This is a genomic window from Myxococcus sp. CA039A (assembly GCF_013336645.1).
GTDB classification, from domain to species: domain Bacteria; phylum Myxococcota; class Myxococcia; order Myxococcales; family Myxococcaceae; genus Myxococcus; species Myxococcus llanfairpwllgwyngyllgogerychwyrndrobwllllantysiliogogogochensis.
Genome location: NZ_JABUMQ010000028.1, coordinates 38,969 through 55,024 on the forward strand (window position 1 = coordinate 38,969; position 16,056 = coordinate 55,024).

The 16,056-nt window shown below is 68.7% G+C and carries 12 protein-coding genes; 3 read left to right on the forward strand and 9 right to left on the reverse strand.

Annotation, left to right across the window (positions count from 1 at the left end; all coding sequences use genetic code 11):
- Positions 1-5 precede the first annotated feature (5 nt).
- Positions 6-2,915 carry a patatin-like phospholipase family protein gene (locus tag HR086_RS07050; protein ID WP_174465184.1) on the forward strand — a complete coding sequence of 970 codons (2,910 nt, stop codon included), beginning with the start codon at positions 6-8 and terminating at the stop codon, positions 2,913-2,915.
- Positions 2,916-2,924: 9 nt separating this feature from the next.
- On the opposite strand, the gene HR086_RS07055 is transcribed toward HR086_RS07050, so the two are convergent.
- The 4 genes from HR086_RS07055 to aspD form a co-directional block, all read right to left on the reverse strand.
- Positions 2,925-3,815, reverse strand: a complete 891-nt coding sequence (locus tag HR086_RS07055; RefSeq protein WP_174455435.1) for a bile acid:sodium symporter — start codon at positions 3,813-3,815, stop codon at positions 2,925-2,927.
- A 119-nt stretch (positions 3,816-3,934) separates the two neighbouring features.
- Positions 3,935-5,086 (reverse strand): hypothetical protein, encoded by a 1,152-nt coding sequence (locus HR086_RS07060; RefSeq protein WP_174465185.1) that lies wholly within the window; start codon positions 5,084-5,086, stop codon positions 3,935-3,937.
- 33 nt (positions 5,087-5,119) lie between these two features.
- Positions 5,120-6,277 (reverse strand): type II asparaginase, encoded by a 1,158-nt coding sequence (locus HR086_RS07065; RefSeq protein WP_174455433.1) that lies wholly within the window; start codon positions 6,275-6,277, stop codon positions 5,120-5,122.
- Positions 6,278-6,312: 35 nt separating this feature from the next.
- A complete protein-coding gene (gene aspD, locus HR086_RS07070) occupies positions 6,313-7,986 on the reverse strand; it encodes an aspartate 4-decarboxylase (protein ID WP_174455432.1) in 1,674 nt (557 codons plus the stop codon).
- A 274-nt stretch (positions 7,987-8,260) separates the two neighbouring features.
- On the opposite strand from aspD, the gene HR086_RS07075 reads away from it, so the two are divergent.
- Together HR086_RS07075 and HR086_RS07080 are read left to right on the forward strand one after the other, a co-directional pair.
- Positions 8,261-9,295, forward strand: coding sequence for a formylglycine-generating enzyme family protein (locus tag HR086_RS07075; RefSeq protein WP_174455431.1), 1,035 nt, complete (start codon positions 8,261-8,263; stop codon positions 9,293-9,295).
- Positions 9,296-9,517: 222 nt separating this feature from the next.
- Positions 9,518-10,588, forward strand: a complete 1,071-nt coding sequence (locus HR086_RS07080) for an ornithine cyclodeaminase family protein (protein ID WP_371745617.1) — start codon at positions 9,518-9,520, stop codon at positions 10,586-10,588.
- A 3-nt stretch (positions 10,589-10,591) separates the two neighbouring features.
- On the opposite strand, the gene HR086_RS07085 is transcribed toward HR086_RS07080, so the two are convergent.
- From HR086_RS07085 to HR086_RS07105, 5 genes are all read right to left on the reverse strand, one after another.
- On the reverse strand, positions 10,592-11,590 hold the full coding sequence (locus HR086_RS07085; protein ID WP_174455429.1) for an NAD(P)H-quinone oxidoreductase: 999 nt from the start codon (positions 11,588-11,590) through the stop codon (positions 10,592-10,594).
- Positions 11,577-12,104, reverse strand: a complete 528-nt coding sequence (locus tag HR086_RS07090; protein ID WP_141642298.1) for a MaoC/PaaZ C-terminal domain-containing protein — start codon at positions 12,102-12,104, stop codon at positions 11,577-11,579. Before HR086_RS07090 ends, HR086_RS07085 begins: the two co-directional genes overlap by 14 nt.
- Positions 12,101-12,991: an aldolase/citrate lyase family protein gene (locus HR086_RS07095; RefSeq protein ID WP_174455428.1), complete on the reverse strand. Its 891-nt coding sequence runs from the start codon at positions 12,989-12,991 to the stop codon at positions 12,101-12,103. Before HR086_RS07095 ends, HR086_RS07090 begins: the two co-directional genes overlap by 4 nt.
- A 20-nt stretch (positions 12,992-13,011) precedes the next feature.
- The gene (locus tag HR086_RS07100) at positions 13,012-14,226 is read right to left on the reverse strand and encodes an aminotransferase class I/II-fold pyridoxal phosphate-dependent enzyme (RefSeq protein ID WP_174455427.1); all 1,215 of its coding nucleotides are present in this window, start codon (positions 14,224-14,226) and stop codon (positions 13,012-13,014) included.
- A 6-nt stretch (positions 14,227-14,232) separates the two neighbouring features.
- Positions 14,233-16,056: condensation domain-containing protein (locus HR086_RS07105; protein ID WP_254626218.1), on the reverse strand; the 1,824-nt coding region annotated here is incomplete at its 5' end.

Below are 16,056 nucleotides of genomic sequence, written 5' to 3' on the forward strand. Positions count from 1 at the left end.
GGCCCATGAGCAAGCGACGCCCGAGCCAGCGCAGTCAAAACGCGATGAAGCAACGAGCCGGGGCCGCCCTGCCCTCGGGTGCCGCCGCCGGAACCAACGACGTCCTGCTCACGGTGCCGGGCGTGACGCGAGACGCACCGCGCGCCCCCGCGTGGGTCACCTATCTCGAGAAGCGGCTCGCGACGGTCATCGCGCTGCTGGCGGCGGGCCTCGCGCTGACCAACCTGCCGCAGGTCCACAACATCGTGCTCCAGTTGCCGGGCATGGCGTCACTGCGGGCGGGCGGCTCCGCGCTGATGGCCGTGACGTTCTGGGCGTATGTCGTGCTGCTCGGCGCCTTCTTCTTCCTGAGCGCGATGTGGGTCTTCGTTCCGCGCGAGGGCTTTCCCCGGTGGATGGAGCACCGGAACCTCGTCAGCCGGGCGACGCTCGCGCTGTGTCGGAGGCTGGTGGCGTGGGCCCGCTTCCCCCTGGCGTTCCCCGCCCCGGAGCGCCGGACGCCGCGAGCCCTGCTGTACGGCGGCTTTGTCGTGGCGGGCCTCGCGCTGGGACTCGTGGGTTTTCTGGGGCTGCTGCCGGCGCCGTGGAAGGCACGTGACTCGGGGCCGGGCCTCGTGGCCGCGCTCACGGTGGCGGTGGGCCTGCTCGGGCTCCTCGGCCCGAGGCTCCTCGCGTGGAGGCCCTCGCTGCGCGTCCTGGCGGAGGTCGTCACGCGGGGACTGGTGATGTCGTTGGGCTCGTACTTCCTGGCGGAGTTGCTCTGGGGCTTCTTCATCCCGACGATTCCCGAGGCCAGCTTCCGGCTCTACACCATCTGGGCCATCTACCATCTGCTCTTCGTGATTCTGTGCGCGGCGCGCGCGCTCGACCTGGTGGAGAACGTGGTCCAGCGCGCCGTGCTCGCCCTCGCGCTGCTGGGCTCCGGAGTCGTCGTCGTGGGGCTGCTGGACCGGCAGGAATCCCTCCAGTCCCTGCCCCTGGCCGAAGGCAAGTCCATGAGTGAGGACGCCCTCTTCACCCGGTGGGTCGACACGGCGAATCGAAGACTCGACTTGATGTGCGACGGCCCCGTGGTCTTCGTCTCCGCCGCGGGAGGCGGCTCGCGAGCGGCCATCTTCGCCATGCTCACGCTGGAGAGCCTGAGCCGGATGCAGGTGAAGGCCCCCGACGCCACCACGGAGCGCTGCCGCGCGCAGTCCCTGGCCGACCATGTCCTCTTCATCAGCAGCGTCTCCGGTGGCAGCGTCGCCAGCGCGCACTTCTCCCACCGACTGGCCGCGGGCACCCTGGGGGCGACCGTTCCCGCGGACGTTCCCCTCAAGCACGCGCCTCGCGAGGAGCTCGCCTCCCACCTGATGAACGGGGCGTGTGGCCTGAAGGCGGAGCGCCTGTGGCCCCTGAGCAGCGACACCCTGGATGACATGTTCGTGGACTTCAACGCGCCCCTGCTGCGCGGCGTGGTGATGCCGGGGGTGAGCCGTGGCGGAGGGCTCGCGTCCTTCTGGTCGGACTACCTGGGCTGGCCCGCGAGCCTCCCCGACGACGGAAGTGTCCCCCTGCTCTTCATCAACACGGCCAGCGCTCGGACCGGAGGCCGCATCGTCACGGGCAAGCCGCCCCTGCCCGGCCGGCTGGTGAGTGACGGCACCCAGCCGGAGGCCCAGGCGCGATCCACGAGCGAGTTGACGACGACGGGAGACATCGCGCTCGCCGACGCGGTCCGCGCCTCCGCGAACTTCCCCTTCGTCGTCGACCTTCCGGAGGTCGTTGACGCCCAGGAGCACCGCGAGCCGCTCATCGACGGCGGCGTCTTCGACAACACCGGGCTGGACACCTTCGTCCTGCTGCTGCGGGGGCTCACCGACCCGGAGCGCTGGAAGACGAACCCCGCCGCGCGGGCCGCCATCGACCAGCTCTTCACGCAGCTCACGGACCGCGGCGTCCTCTTCGTGGAGATCGACTCGGGCGCGAAGCCGCCGTCGCTGGACGAGCGCGAGGCCTCCGTGGATGCCATCGGCACCCCACTGTCCGCCCTCTCGCGCGCCAGCCATGCCTTCGCGCGCGACATGGCCGACTACCAGAAGGCGGAGATAGGTCGCCTCCTCGCGAGCAAGCAGGTCCCCATGATGCAGACCCGCTACAACTACGGGGACGTGCAGCTGTCGGAGGACGCGAGCAAGGCACAGCGCGATTGCGTGGAGGAGAACCAGGACGAGGTGATGACAGCCTGGGCCCTGGGGCCCAAGGACAAGGGGCGCCTGCTGGGCCAGTTCCTCTGGCAGGAAGAGAGCGCGAGCAACCTCATCGCCAGCCACATCAAGAACCTCCGGGGCGCGGCCCAGACGCAGCGCACCGTCGCGTTCGGGGCCATCCAGGACCCCGTCGCCATCCACGCCCATCCGTTGATGGAGAAGCTGAAGGACCCGCTCACGAGGAAGCTCGCCGCGGAGATCACCCGACAGCTCGTCGAGGACCAGGTCTCCCTGCAGCGACAAGGCACCGCTCGCCTCTACAATCCCGACGCCCCGGCCGTGCAGGTCTTCTCCCAGGTCGACGCGAGCGCACCGGACCTCGCCACCAGCCTGGGGGATGGCCGCAAGGACGCGTGGGTCTACCTGGGCCAGTACCTGCCCGGATCCAACACGTGGCGCACCTGCTTCTACTGCAAGCCCTCCCAGACGGAGTGGTCCTTGTCGCCGCAGCAGTTCGTGGGCAGCACGCTGGAGAGCACCGTCCCCTCGCTCCTGAGGGACGAGCCCGCGACGGGAGAGCCGGCGGCGTACGGCAAGCCCCTGGGCGCCCTCGGCGTCGGGCAGCACGTCACCGTCAAGGAGGTCCAGGACTGGGGCAACCTGGGCTTCATCTGGGCGAAGGTGAGCATCAACCCCAAGGACTCCGCGCGGCTCAAGCGCTGAAGGGACACTTCAGGCTGGGACGCCGCCCGGGGGCACGCGCCGCGAGGACTCCGTGTCTCGCTGTCGCTTCACCCAGAACTTGTAGGGCGTCAGCGCGAGCAGGCGGATGACGATGTAGGCCCCCACCACGCCCGCGACCTCCAGGGCCCGGTAGTTCGGATAGCTCTGGATGATGATGGTCATCGCCAGCACCGGGTGCGCGAAGGCCGTGGCCAGGGCCACCGCCTTGCGGTCCTCCAGCCGGGGTCCCCCGGCCCAGTGTCCGAGCACGATGGAGATGGAGACGAGCACCACCAGCGCGAGGATGGCGAGCCACGCGATGTGGATGAGCCGGGGTCCGACGATGAAGAGCAGGACCACGGCCACGCAGAGCAACAGCACGCTGAACACCCGGCTGCACCACGGAGCCAGGGCCTTGGCCACGTTCGGAGCGTAGTACCGCACGGCGATGCCCACCGCGAGCGGCGGGAGGATCTTCACCGCCAGCAGGCGGAACACCAGCTCCGGGTTCGCCTTGAACTCGACGCCGAGCAGGCGGTCCACGCCCAGGACCCACGCGGGCACCGAGATGAGCGCGAACACGCTGAGCAGGAGCAGCAGGTTGATGGACGTTGAGGGATTCGCGCCCAGGGCCTTCGCCTGATTCACCTGCAGCGGCGCGCCTGGACAGACCGCCATCAACAGGATGGCGCTGGCCACCACCGTCGGAAGTCGGAAGACCTCCACCACCGCCAGGGCGACAAGGGGCACGACCAGCAGCACCACCAGCAGGGAGCGCACGTAGAGCGCGGGGCGCTCCAGGACGTGTCGAATCTCTCCGGGACGGCGCGCCAGTCCCTCGGTGAACATGAAGAGGGTCACGATGTTGCCCAGCACGAATGCGACCACGGACCTGAGCATGCTCGCCTCCTCTGCGGGCGGCGCGTGACTGGGCCCCCGCACAGGTATCTCCACCCCTGCCCCGTCGAGGGAGTCCAGGGCACCCGGGCACCCGGGCGCCTGCCCCGGCCCGCGACCGCTCAGCTCACGCTCTGACGGAGCTGGTGCACCACCGCGAGGAACTGGCGATCGAAAATCAGCAGGATGATGAGCGGCGCCGTCGCCGCCACGGCCACCGAGAGGAGCGAGCGCTGGTCCCACGGGAACAGCTTCATCCTCCGGGCGACCATGAAGGACGTGCCCAGGTCCGCCAGGGAGGAGAAGTCCGGTGAGCCCAGAGGGTCTGCGTCCGGCGCCCGACGGAACCACTTATCCTCGAACCGTCGCGAGTGGTGCGCGGCGACCGCCGAGAACCACGGGTCTCCCTGCCGCTTGGCGTGCACCAGTTGCCAGGAGAAGAACCCCAGGGGCGCGAACACTGCGATGCACGCGAGGACGGCGTAGAGGACCTGCGGCATGATGTATTCCAGCGGAGTCTGGGTGATGGCCGAGGCATTCGTCCGGAACGAATACGCCGCGACAGGGACCGCCACCGCGAAGACCACCGGCGCGAAGCTGCCCTGGCAGATGGAGAGGAACCCCAGCCCGCCCGACTGGTCCGGGTGGGTGGGAACCAGCCGGAGCGGGAGCCGTGAGACCCTCAAGAGGAAGACGCCCCATACGAGGGCGCGCCACGCCCACCGGAACGCGAGAAAGCGCACCAGGGGCTGGCTCACGCACTGGTACCACCCTCCCGGGAGGGAAAGCCTGGGCGTGGGGTCCGACACGAAGAACCACTCCCGCGCCGGGTCCGGCGGGGACACGATCGCGAGCGCGATGACGATGCCCAGCAGCATCAGCTCGATGCTGCGAGCGTCGCGCCAGCGTGTCAGGCTCCGGGCACAGGCCTCGAACGACTCACGGCTCCGGTCCTCCACCAGGTTGGCGCGGAGGAACTGACGCGCCGCCACACAGACGCGGCCATCGATGTATGGCTCGGCCGCGACGATGACGGGCAGCGACAGCAGGAGCTCCGCATGCACCTGGAGCTCGGAGAACAGCAGGCGGGTGCTCTCCGGCCCCTGGAGCAGCGCGAGCAGCATCAGGGGCACCCACGTCACCAACGTGACGGAGACCGCGGCCCAAACGGCGTTGAACCCCGGCGGCCTGATGATGCGCAGGCCGCGCTCCAGTTCGAAGAACGGCCCACCCCTCACCAGGGAGAAGTCGGGAAGTGTGTGGGAGTCGGCCATGATGAATGGGGCCGGAGGCTCGATCCCCGGTCCTCAGTACTCCTCGAACATCCGCTGCACCTTGGTCGGGTCCTTCGTCTCCAGCAGGGCCAGCTGCAGCAGCACGCGCGACTTCGCCGGGTTCAGCTCTCCGGAGGCCACGAAGCCCTTCTGGTCGTCGTTGATTTCATTGTTGCGGAGGACGAGTCCGCTGGGCAGCCGCGTGCTGCGCACCACCACCAGGCCCCTCTTCACGTGCTTGGCCAGCGTGTCGAGCGCCGGCTGGGTCATGTTCCCATCCCCCACGCCCGCGATGACCAGCCCCTTGGCTCCGTTCTTCACGGCGGAGTCGATGAGGTCCGGGCTCATGTTGGCGTGGGCGTAGAGGATGTCGACGCGGGGGAGCGTGTCCTTGCCGGTGACGGAGAACTCGGAGTCGACGGTGTGCTTCTTGTCCATCCTCTCGAACCAGTGGACGTCACCGGTGTTGACGACCCCCGCGGGGCCCCGGTTCGGGCTGCGGAAGGTCTCCACGTTGGTGGTGTTCGTCTTGGTGACGTTGCGAGCGGTGTGGATTTCGTCGTTGATGACAATCAGCACCCCGCGCCCCTTCGCCTCCGGGGACGCGGCCACCGCCACCGCGTTGTAGAGGTTGCCCGGCCCGTCCGCGCTGATGGCGGTGGCCGGACGCATGGAGCCCACGAGCACCACGGGCTTGTCGCTCTTGACGACCAGGTCCAGGAAGTACGCCGTCTCCTCCAGCGTGTCGGTGCCGTGCGTGACGACGACGGCGTCCACGTCCGGCGAAGCGAGCAGCTCGTTGGTGCGCTTCGCGAGCTTCAGCCACACCGAGTCGTTCATGTCCTGGCTGCCGATGTTCGCCACCTGCTCACCCGTCAGCTTCGCCACCTTGTCCAGGTTGGGGACGGCCTTGATGAGGTCCTCGACCTTGAAGGCTCCGGACTTGTAGCCATACCCCTGCGGATTGGCCTGCGCCCCGGCGATGGTGCCGCCGGTGGCGAGGATGCGCACGGACGCCAGTTCCTTGGGGGCCTTCCCTGGCGTCGCCTGGGCACCGCTCGAGCCCGACGTGCCCTGCGACTCGCTGGAGTTCGTCGGCGGCCGCCCCTCCTGCGCGGCGATTCCCGCGCCTGTCAGCAGCAAGCCCAGCGCGGCCAGCAGCCCTCGCACCGTGTTCTTGGAACCGTTCATGGTGGACCTCGATTGGGGGTTGGCGTCACGGAAGCTCAGGAGTCCAGGCGGGTGCCCTTCCACTCCTGGATGGCGCGGATGACGATGTCCTTGAGGCTCTGGCCAATGCGCGGATAGTCGTCGTCATCCAGGTTCGCGAGCGACACGCGCGCCGACCACTCCGGCCCCTCGAAGCCGCTGCCGTTGAGCAGCACCACGCCGTGCTGGCGCGCCAGGGCGAGCACGATGTCGAGCGGATCGTGCCGCGACTCCGCGTACTCGACGAAGGCCTGCCCCACGTGCTTGCGCGCCCACACGTCCAGGTCGAGCGTCTGGTAGTACGACGTGCGCAGCGGATCGTCGGGCAGGTCGATGTCCAGCCCCTGATACAGCGCCGCGAGCCTGTCCCGGCAGATCTTCCGACAGCGCTTCTTGTACGTGTCGTCCTTGTCCAGCAAGGCGAACAGCGAGAAGAGCGACATCTGGAGCTGCTGCGGCAGGGACAGTCCCGCGGTGTGGTTCAGCGCGACGGCACGACTGTCGGCCACCATCCGGTCGATGAACTTCAGGCGCTCCGGTTCCAGCAAGATGGAGCCATACCGCTCGTTGAGCATCTCCCGCTGGGCCTCGGGCAGCCGGGCGATCATCGCGTCGACGATGTTGTCCTCGTGGAGCGCGACGACACCCAGGCGCCACCCCGTGCAGCCGAAGTGCTTGGAGTAGGAGTAGACCAGGAGCGTGTTGTGCGGCAGCTCCGCCGCCAGGGAGCGGAAGCCCTCGACGAAGGTGCCGTACACGTCGTCGGTGAGGATCAGCAGGTCGGGCCGCTTCTTCCGGACCAGGTCCACGAGCAGGTCCATCGACTCACGCCGCATGGCCGTCGCACCGGGGTTGCCCGGATGCACGACGAAGAACGCCTTGATGCGCGGATCCTCCAGCTTGCGCAGCTCCGAATCCGGGTACTGCCACGCGTGGCGGCCTTCCTCCGTCATCGCGCTCTGGCGGATGTCCACCGTGCGCAGGCCGAACTCCTCCAGGCGCGGAATCTCCAGGTAGGGCGTGAAGATGGGCGTGCCCAGGGCAATGGTGTCGCCCTTCTGGAGCAGGCCGTTCACCATCAGCGACCGGAAGATGTACGTCATGGCCGCGGTGCCACCCTCGACGGCGAACAGGTCGAACCGCCCCGGCGGCGGACGGCTGTCACACATCTCCTTGGCCAGGTAGGCCCGCACGATGCGCTCGCAGTGGACGAGCATCCGGTCCGGCACCGGATAGTTGTCGCCGATGGCCGCGTCGGTCAGCTCCCAGACGAACTTGTCCGCATCGAAGCCCAGCGTGGAGACGCCGTAGTCGAGCGCGTCGCGCAAGAGACGGATGCCCGCGCTGTCCTCGCTCTCGTCGAGGAACTTGCGCAGCCGCGCGGCGATGCCCGGGGACTTCGGCATGCCGGCGAGCCCCACGTCCGGCTCGTTCCACGTGCGGCGGGACTCGCGCAGCGCGAACTGTCCCATCAGGAAGAACGCCTCGCGGGGCGTGGTGGCAATCCAGTTGGGGTTGCCGCGGCCCGCGTTGAGCATCACCGCCGCTCGCGTCTTCGCGGATTCATCCGCCAGCTCGATAAGCGTGTCCTTCAGCTCGAACGGACTGAGCTTGCGGAGCTCTTGCGTGTCGGGGGCATCCGCGTCCCGTGGGGCGCCCGTCTGCGTCTCGGTCGTCGTCTCCGTGCTCATATCCGTCTCGCTCCTGCGACGCCCCACCGGCTTGGGTGCTGTCGGTTCGGGTCGAACCACGTTGGCGAGAGGACTTTGTCCACGCGTGTACAGGCCGCCAATCCACGCGAGGACTCGCGCCGGGCGCTCGCAGGTCCGGGTGCTCGACCGCGGCGGCACGTCGCGAGCCCCGCCCTGGAGGGCCGGCTTGTCGTCCGGAACGGCGCCACCCAGCTTGCCCCATGGGGACCGGACACGTTCCCTCCTGGCGGGGTTCCAAGGAGCGAGGCGACGAATGAGCGGCACGGAGGTCGTTGGTGATGCCACGCCCCTGGAGGCGCGCGTCTCGCGCGCCGGCAACGAGGTCGTCACGGATGCGGCGCCCGGAGACGCACCGTTCCCGGGCATGGCGTGGATCCCCGGTGGCACGTACTGGATGGGCTCGGACCACCACTATCCGGAGGAGCGGCCCGCGCATCAGGTGACGGTGAGCGGCTTCTGGATGGACCGCCACACGGTGACGAACGCCGACTTCGCGCGCTTCGTGGAGGCAACGGGTTACCTCACCGTGGCCGAGCGTCCGCTGAATCCGGACGACTTCCCGGGCGCGGCCCCGGAGCTGCTCGTGCCCGGCTCGCTCGTGTTTCGCAAGGCGGCCCAACGCGTGGACCTGAAGGACCTGTCCCAGTGGTGGGCCTATACCCCCGGCGCCTGCTGGAAGCAGCCGGAGGGACACGGCAGCACCTGGAAGGGCCTCGAGTCGCATCCCGTGCTCCACGTCGCCTACGAGGACGCGGAGGCCTATGCCGCCTGGGTCGGAAAGGCCCTGCCCAGCGAAGCGGAGTGGGAGCGCGCGGCCCGCGCGGGACTGGACCGCAAGGTCTACGTCTGGGGCGACGAGTTCTCCCCTGGAGGCCAGCACATGGCCAACATCTGGCAGGGAGAGTTCCCCTGGCAAAACCTGAACACCGATGGTTTCGAGGGGACCTCGCCAGTGGGGACCTTCCCACCCAACGGGTACGGCCTGTTCGACATGGCGGGCAACGTCTGGGAGTGGACCACGGACTGGTTCCAGGAGCGGCACCAGGGCAACGGGGGCAAGGCGTGCTGCATCCCCGTCAATCCACGGGGCCCTCCGTCGAGCGGCAAGAGCCTGGACCCCTGCACGCCACAGGTGAAGATTCCGCGCCGCGTCCTCAAGGGCGGAAGCCACCTGTGCGCGTCCAACTACTGCTTGCGCTACCGACCCGCCGCACGTTCTCCGCAAGCCGTGGACAGTGGAACCACACACATCGGATTCCGATGTCTCGTCCGTGTTCCAGAAAAGTGACGCATCCTCGGAAACCACGAGCCGTTGGATGGAACCGCGGCAAACACGCCAGTTTCCGCCGGTTTGGGCACCCCCTGGTCGCGAACATGAAAGCCCTGCTAGTTTGCGCTCCCACTACAGACCTGTGTTATCAGCAGGCCCTGTTTCGCTCGCCAACTGCTGAAACAGTGAATCAGCCCAGGGGTATTACGAGTGAAGAGCGACGCGACACGGACACTGTTGGTGACTCGGTCCGACCTGCGCTGCATCGTGGAGGAGCTGGGCGCGGACGCGCTGATGGACGAGCTCATCCGTGCACTGACCGAAGCGCTGCGCACGTTTGACGGCGAGCTCACGGAAGTGCGCAAGCGTGACGGTTTCCTGTTGGATCACCCGCGTCAGCCAGGCTGCCTGGAGTGGATGCCGGTGATGCAGCGGGGCAGCGCGGTGACGGTGAAGATGGTGAGCTACAGCCCGTTCAACCCCGAGGCTCACGGGCTGCCGACCATCATCGCGACCAACAGCCTCTACGACGTGCACACCGGCCATCTGATTGCATTGATGGACGGCGTCTTCGCCACGGCGCTGCGCACGGGCGCGGCCTCCGCGGTGGCCACGCGCGCGCTGGCCTCGCCGGACAGCCGCGTCATCGGCCTGGTTGGCTGCGGGGCCCAGGCTGTCACGCAGCTGCACGCCATCCGGCGCGTGTTCCCCATCAACGAGGTGCTGGCCTTCGACACGAATCCGGAGGCGCAGCAGTCACTCGCGCGCCGCACGGCGTTCCTGGGGCTGGACGTGAAGGTCGTGACGCTGGCGGAGCTGGAGGAGCGCTCGGACATCATCTGCACCGCGACCTCCGTCGCCGTGGGAGGCGGGCCGGTCATCTCCGGCAAGGCGCTCAAGCCGCACGTCCACATCAACGCCGTGGGCTCGGACCTGCCCGGCAAGACGGAGCTGCCGAAGGAGCTGCTCGAGCGCAGCCTGGTGTGCCCGGACTTCCTCGTGCAGTGCCTGGTGGAGGGCGAGTGCCAGCAGATTCGCCCCGAGCAGGTGGGCCCGGACCTCACCACCCTGGTGAAGAACCCGGACGTGTACGAGTCGTGGCGGCAGCGCTCCACCGTGTTCGACTCCACGGGCTACGCGCTGGAGGACCAGGTCGTCACCGCGCTGATGCTGCGGCACGCGGAGCGGCTGGGGCTGGGCACGTCCGTGGGCCTGGAGACGGTCGGCGGCGACGCGTTGGACCCCTACGCCCTGCTGCGCGAGCCGGACGCCGCGCCGGTGCGCGACCTCCGCCGCGCCACGGGGAGCTGAGCTTCAGACCTCCAGGACGATCTTCCCGAAGCTCGCGTTGGACTCCATGTGGCGGTGAGCCTCCGCCACGCGCGCCAGCGGGAAGGTGGAGTCGATGATGGGGCGGACCCTGCCGGCGACCAACTCCGGCAGCCACCGCGCCTGGAAGCGCCGCGTGACGGCCGCCTTGGCCTCGAGCGGCAACGGGCGCAGGGCCATGCCCTTGATTTGAAGCCGGCGCAGCACCACCTGCTTCAGGTCCACGTCTCCGCGCATCCCATCCATCAGCCCCACCAGCAGCAGGCATCCGCCCAGGCGCAGCGAAGCGAGGTTGCGCTCCAGCGCCGCGCCGCCAACGAAGTCCTCCACCAGGTCCACGCCGCGCCCGTCCGTCCACCGCGCGAGCACCGGCGCGAAGTCCTCCTGGGTGCGCACCACGCCCGCGTCGGCGCCGAGTTCGAGACACCGGCGCTTCTTCTCCTCGCTGCCCACGGTGACGAATACGCGTGCGCCCACCGCGCGCGCCACCTGGATGCAAGCGGTGCCAATCCCGCTGCCCCCCGCGTGGACGAGCACGGACTGGCCCGGGCCCAGACCGCCCAGCTCCAGCAGGGACTCATGCGCGGTGCAGTACGCCTCTGGCGTGGCCGCGGCTTCGACGAAGGACCAGCCCTCCGGCATGAGGACCGCCATGCCCTCTTCCATCAGGCACGCCTCCGCATAGCCGCCGCCGTCCACCAGCCCGAAGACCCGCTGGCCGGGCGCGAAGGAACGAACGGCCACTCCCACGGCCTCCACGACACCGGAGACCTCCACCCCGAGCAACGGACTGGTGACATCCGGAGGCAGCGCGTAGCCCCCGGCGCGCTGCGTGGTGTCCGTCCGGTTGAGGGCGGAGGCGCGCACCCTGACGAGGAGCTGGTGAGGGCCCGGAACCGGGCGAGGAAGTTCCGCCAGATGAAGCTGCTCCGGACCGCCTGGACGCCGCACCACCACCGCCGTCATCACTTCAGTAGTTCGCATCCACGTCCACGCCATGGCGCCGCAAGGGCACGAGGAAGGAGCGCTCGAAGGTCATCACGACGGTGCCGTCCGCCTTGAGGCCCTTCGTCTCCACGGTGACGACTCCCTGTTTCGCGCGAGAGCGGGACCTTCGCTTCGCCAGCACCCGGCTCTCCGCGTAGAGGGTGTCCCCCACGAAGACGGGGGCCGTCAACCGGATGCGATCCCACCCGAGGTTCGCCACGCCCTTGGCACTGGTGCTGTTGAGACTCATCCCCCCGACGATGGCCAGGGTGACGAGGCTGGAGATGAGCGGCTGCTTCCACTCCGTCTTGCTGGCGTAGACGGCGTCGATGTGGAGCGGGTGCGTGTTCAGGCTCAGCAGGGACTGCCACATGTTGTCCACGTCGGTGATGGTTCTACCCGGACGGTGCTCGAAGACATCCCCCACCTCGAAGTCCTCGTAGAAGAGGCCGTGGGTCTCCCGGTAGCGCTGCTTGCCCACCTTCTTGTGGGCAGCCACCAATTTCTTCATGAGTCTCCACTCCTGGAACCCGCCCGGAGTTGGACGGGTGCCAGAGCCTCCTCGAGCTGGACGCTGGCCAGCACGCGCCGAGCCACCGTCACCAGCGGAGGACCAATCATGCTCCCTCCGACGACGTGGATGCCGCCTTTTCCATCCCCCGCCTGCGCCAGCACGCGACGCGCGTGGGCCACCATCTGCGCGGTGGGCCGCAGCGCCGCGTGGACGACGCCCACCTGGTCCGGGTGGATGACGATCTTCCCGGTGAAGCCCAGCGCGCAGACCCGGCGCGTCTCGTCCTCCAGCTCCGCCAGGTCCTCCAGGTCGAAGAACGGCGAGTCGATGGCATTCACCCCGGCGATGGCCGCCGCCATGGCGATGCGTGAGCGCGCGTAGAGCAGCGGCTCCCAGGCCAGGGGCACCCCCAGCTGCGCGGACAGGTCCGCGGCGCCGAAGATGAGGCCCCGCAACCGGGGGGTGGCCATGGCGATGGCGTCCACCGCTTCCACGCCGCGCGCCGTTTCGATGATGGCCAGCAGCGCCAGCTCCGGGAAGCGATCCCCCAGCAGCGCCTCCACCTGGTGGAGCTCCGACGGGGACTCCACCTTCGGCAGCAGCAAGGCGTCCAGCCGGGCGTTGGAGTCCAGGAGGGCGAGCACGTCGCGAAGACCCGCCTCGGTGCGAAGGCTGTTGATGCGCAGGCACAGGGGGCCGCGGGGCCTCGACGAGGACAGATAGGAGATGGCCAGTCGACGCGCCTCGGACTTGAGGGTCTCCGGGACACCGTCCTCCAGGTCCAGCAATCCCAGGTCCGCCCCCACCTCCACCGCTTTGTCGAAGCGCATGGGGTCGATGGCGGGCGTCACCAGGAAGGACCTGCACTGCAATGGCATGGTCATGATGCGCTTGGCTCCATCGCTCAGGACTCAGGCGAGGACAGCTCCACCACGGCATCGCAGAGCCGCTGGAGGTCCTCGGGGGAGATGTTGGAGCGCAGCATGATGCGCAGCCCCGCCCGTCCCTTCGGGACGATGGGGAAGAACACCGCGGACGCGTAGAACCCCCGCTCCATCAACTTCCGCGAGCGCTCCACCGCGGCCGTCTCGGGTCCCACGTCGATGATCTTGATGGGGAAGTCCTCGCCGGCGGTTCGCGTGGGAACGCGCTCGTCGAAGTAGCGCACGTTGGCGCGCAGGGTCTGCTGACGCGCGGCCAGCTCCGGCCCGCCATGGATGCGCGCGGAGGCCAGGCTCGCGCCGATGGCTGGAATCGCCAGGCTCTGCGACCAGCCGAGCGGTCCCGCGAAGCGGCCCACGAGGTCCGCGTGCTGCCCCGGGCCGAGCATGATGGCGCCACCCGCGGTGCCAAAGCCCTTGCCCAGCGAGCCGATGATGATGGTGCGCGGGTTGACCTCCCCGCCCATCATCGCGCGCACGTAGCCCTCTCCCGCGCCGCCGTAGATGGAAAGCGAGTGGGAGTCATCGAAGTAGAGGAACAGCCCGTACTTGTCCTGGAGGGCGAACAGGTCCTTCACGATGGCCACGCCGCCCATCGAGTAGAACCCGTCCGCGACGTAGGCGACGCGCGCGTGCTTGCGGCAGAGGTCCTCGAGGAAGTCCAGGTCGTTGTGTGGCGCGGTGATGACGTGCGTCTCATCGGCGCAGATGGGCTTGATGAGGTTCATCGAGAAGTGCGCGGACTTGTCGAAGACGAGGATGGGCTTCTGGCCATCCGGCAGCAGGTGCCCGGAGGCGATGAGGGGCAACAGGCCCGCGCTCGCGGAGCTGGCGGAGTTGGTGACGACCGTCTTGGCGCGCCAGAGCGCGGTCAGCTCCTCCTCCAGCGCATCCAGGTCCGCCAGCCGCACGCGCAGGCGGGAGATGGACATGGTCATCGTCCGCTCTCGCTGGAGGACCTCGATGGCGCCCTGGAGCACGTCCGGGTGCGAGTCGAGTCCCAGGTAGGAGCACGAGCAGGTGTTGAAGAACTCACGTCCATCCGGCAGCGACAGCGAGCCGTGCCCGGTGTTGTGCACGGACAAGTCCAACAACCCCGCCTCCTTGGCGGCGGTGAAGGAGGGATTGCCGTGGCCAATCATCGACTCCGTGTTGCGATAGCGATTCTTGAGTTCCATGACGGCTCACTCCTGCACTTCGAATCCGGGGACGACCGCATCGATTCCTACCGCCAGGTCCGGCGACGCCAGCACGCGCTCGAGGAGCACGACGAAGGCGTCGCGGAGACGTCGCGGAGTGTCCGGCTCGAAGAGGTCGGTGTTGAACTCCAGCAGGCCGGAGAAGCCATCCCCCCGCTCCTGCAAGGACAAGGTCAGCTCATAGATGGACGCGCCCCGGTCCGCGGGCATGGGGACCAGGGTCAGCTCCGGGAGCACCAGCGCTTCCATGGGCGTGTTCTGGAGGACGAACATCACCTGGAAGAGCGGCGCTCGATCCGGCTGTCGCTGGGGGACGAGGGCATCCACCACCTGGTCGACCGGCACCTCCTGGTGCGCGTAGGCGCCCAACGTGACATCGCGAACCCGTGACAGGAGCTGTCGGAAGCTCGGGTTGCCCCGCAGGTCCACGTGCAGCGCCACGGTGTTGACGAAGAGGCCGATGAGCGACTCCAGCTCCGGGAGCGCCCGGTTGGCGATGGGCGAGCCGATGACGATTTCTTCCTGGCGCGCCCGGTGGCAGAGCAAGGTGCCGAAGAGCGACAGCAGCGCCATGAACGGCGTCACCCGCTCCTTCTGGCAGAGCAGGTTGAGGGCATCACTGCGCGCGCGCCCGAGCGCGACGGAGATCGACGTGCCGTTGAACGTGCGCGTGGTCGGACGGGGCTTGTCGACGGGGAGGTTCAGCAGTTTCGGGGCTTTCGCCAGCGCCCCACGCCAGTAGCCCAGCCGAGCCTCCAGCTCCGCGCCGGAGAGCCAGCGACGCTGCCAGGCCGCGTAGTCCGGGTACTGGATGTGGAGCGGCGGAAGCGAGGGCGTCTCCCCGCGCGCGAAGGCCGAGTACAGGTGCACCACCTCGCGGGTGATGATGCTCTCCGACCAGCCATCCGAGAGGATGTGGTGCTTGCTGAAGATGAACAGGTGTTCGTCGTCCGCGAGGCGTATCAGCGAGCCGCGCACGAGCGGCCCCCGGGTGAGGTCGAAGGGCCGGCGAGCATCCTCCGCGATGCGCCTGAGCAGCTCCGTCTCCGCGTCCTCCCGGCCCCGGAAGTCCTCCATCGGGAGGTCGATTCGCATCGACGCGGCGACCTTCTGCACGGGCCTGCCGTCCTCCTCGGTGAAGGTGGTGCGCAGCGACGCGTGGCGATCCACCAGCCCCTGGACCGCGGCCCGGAGCGCCTCCACCTGCAGCGCGCCCTTGAACCGGTAGGCCGCAGGCTGGTTGTAGGCCGTGGACGTGGGGTTCGCCTTGAACAACCGCCACAGTCGCTCCTGCGAATAGGACAGCGGCGGGAGTGAACCGCGAGAGGCACGAACCAGCGGAGGCAGCACACTCAAGGGCTCGCGCGGCGTGGACTCGATGCGCCGGGCCAGCGCCGCGACGGAGGGCGCCTCGAACAACGTCTTGAGGTGGACCTCCGCCTTGAGTTGATTCCGGAGGCGGAACACCAACTGGGTCGCCAGCAGGGAGTGGCCGCCCATGCTGAAGAAGCTGTCGGTGACGCTGACGCGCGGCAGCTTCAGCACCGCCGCGAAGGCCTCCGCCAACTGCACCTCCAGCGCGTCCCTCGGTGCCACGAAGGGCGCCGCGCCCCGCAGGCTCTCCACGTCTGGCGCCGGCAGCTTGCTTCTCGCCAGCTTCCCGCTCGGCGTCAGCGGCAGCGCCTCCAGCTTCATCAGCGCAGGCGGCACCATGTGCTCCGGAAGCTTCCGCGCCAGCGCCTCGCGCAGCACCTCCGGCTCCCACTCCACGCCCTCCCCCAGCACCACGTACCCCACCAACCTCTTGTC

Coding starts and splice junctions, on each gene's coding strand:
- HR086_RS07050 (WP_174465184.1), top strand. CDS start 6: ATGAGCAAGCGACGCCCGAGCCAGCGCAGTCAAAACGCGATGAAGCAA.
- HR086_RS07055 (WP_174455435.1), bottom strand. CDS start 3,815: ATGCTCAGGTCCGTGGTCGCATTCGTGCTGGGCAACATCGTGACCCTC.
- HR086_RS07060 (WP_174465185.1), bottom strand. CDS start 5,086: ATGGCCGACTCCCACACACTTCCCGACTTCTCCCTGGTGAGGGGTGGG.
- HR086_RS07065 (WP_174455433.1), bottom strand. CDS start 6,277: ATGAACGGTTCCAAGAACACGGTGCGAGGGCTGCTGGCCGCGCTGGGC.
- aspD (WP_174455432.1), bottom strand. CDS start 7,986: ATGAGCACGGAGACGACGACCGAGACGCAGACGGGCGCCCCACGGGAC.
- HR086_RS07075 (WP_174455431.1), top strand. CDS start 8,261: ATGAGCGGCACGGAGGTCGTTGGTGATGCCACGCCCCTGGAGGCGCGC.
- HR086_RS07085 (WP_174455429.1), bottom strand. CDS start 11,590: ATGCGAACTACTGAAGTGATGACGGCGGTGGTGGTGCGGCGTCCAGGC.
- HR086_RS07090 (WP_141642298.1), bottom strand. CDS start 12,104: ATGAAGAAATTGGTGGCTGCCCACAAGAAGGTGGGCAAGCAGCGCTAC.
- HR086_RS07095 (WP_174455428.1), bottom strand. CDS start 12,991: ATGACCATGCCATTGCAGTGCAGGTCCTTCCTGGTGACGCCCGCCATC.
- HR086_RS07100 (WP_174455427.1), bottom strand. CDS start 14,226: ATGGAACTCAAGAATCGCTATCGCAACACGGAGTCGATGATTGGCCAC.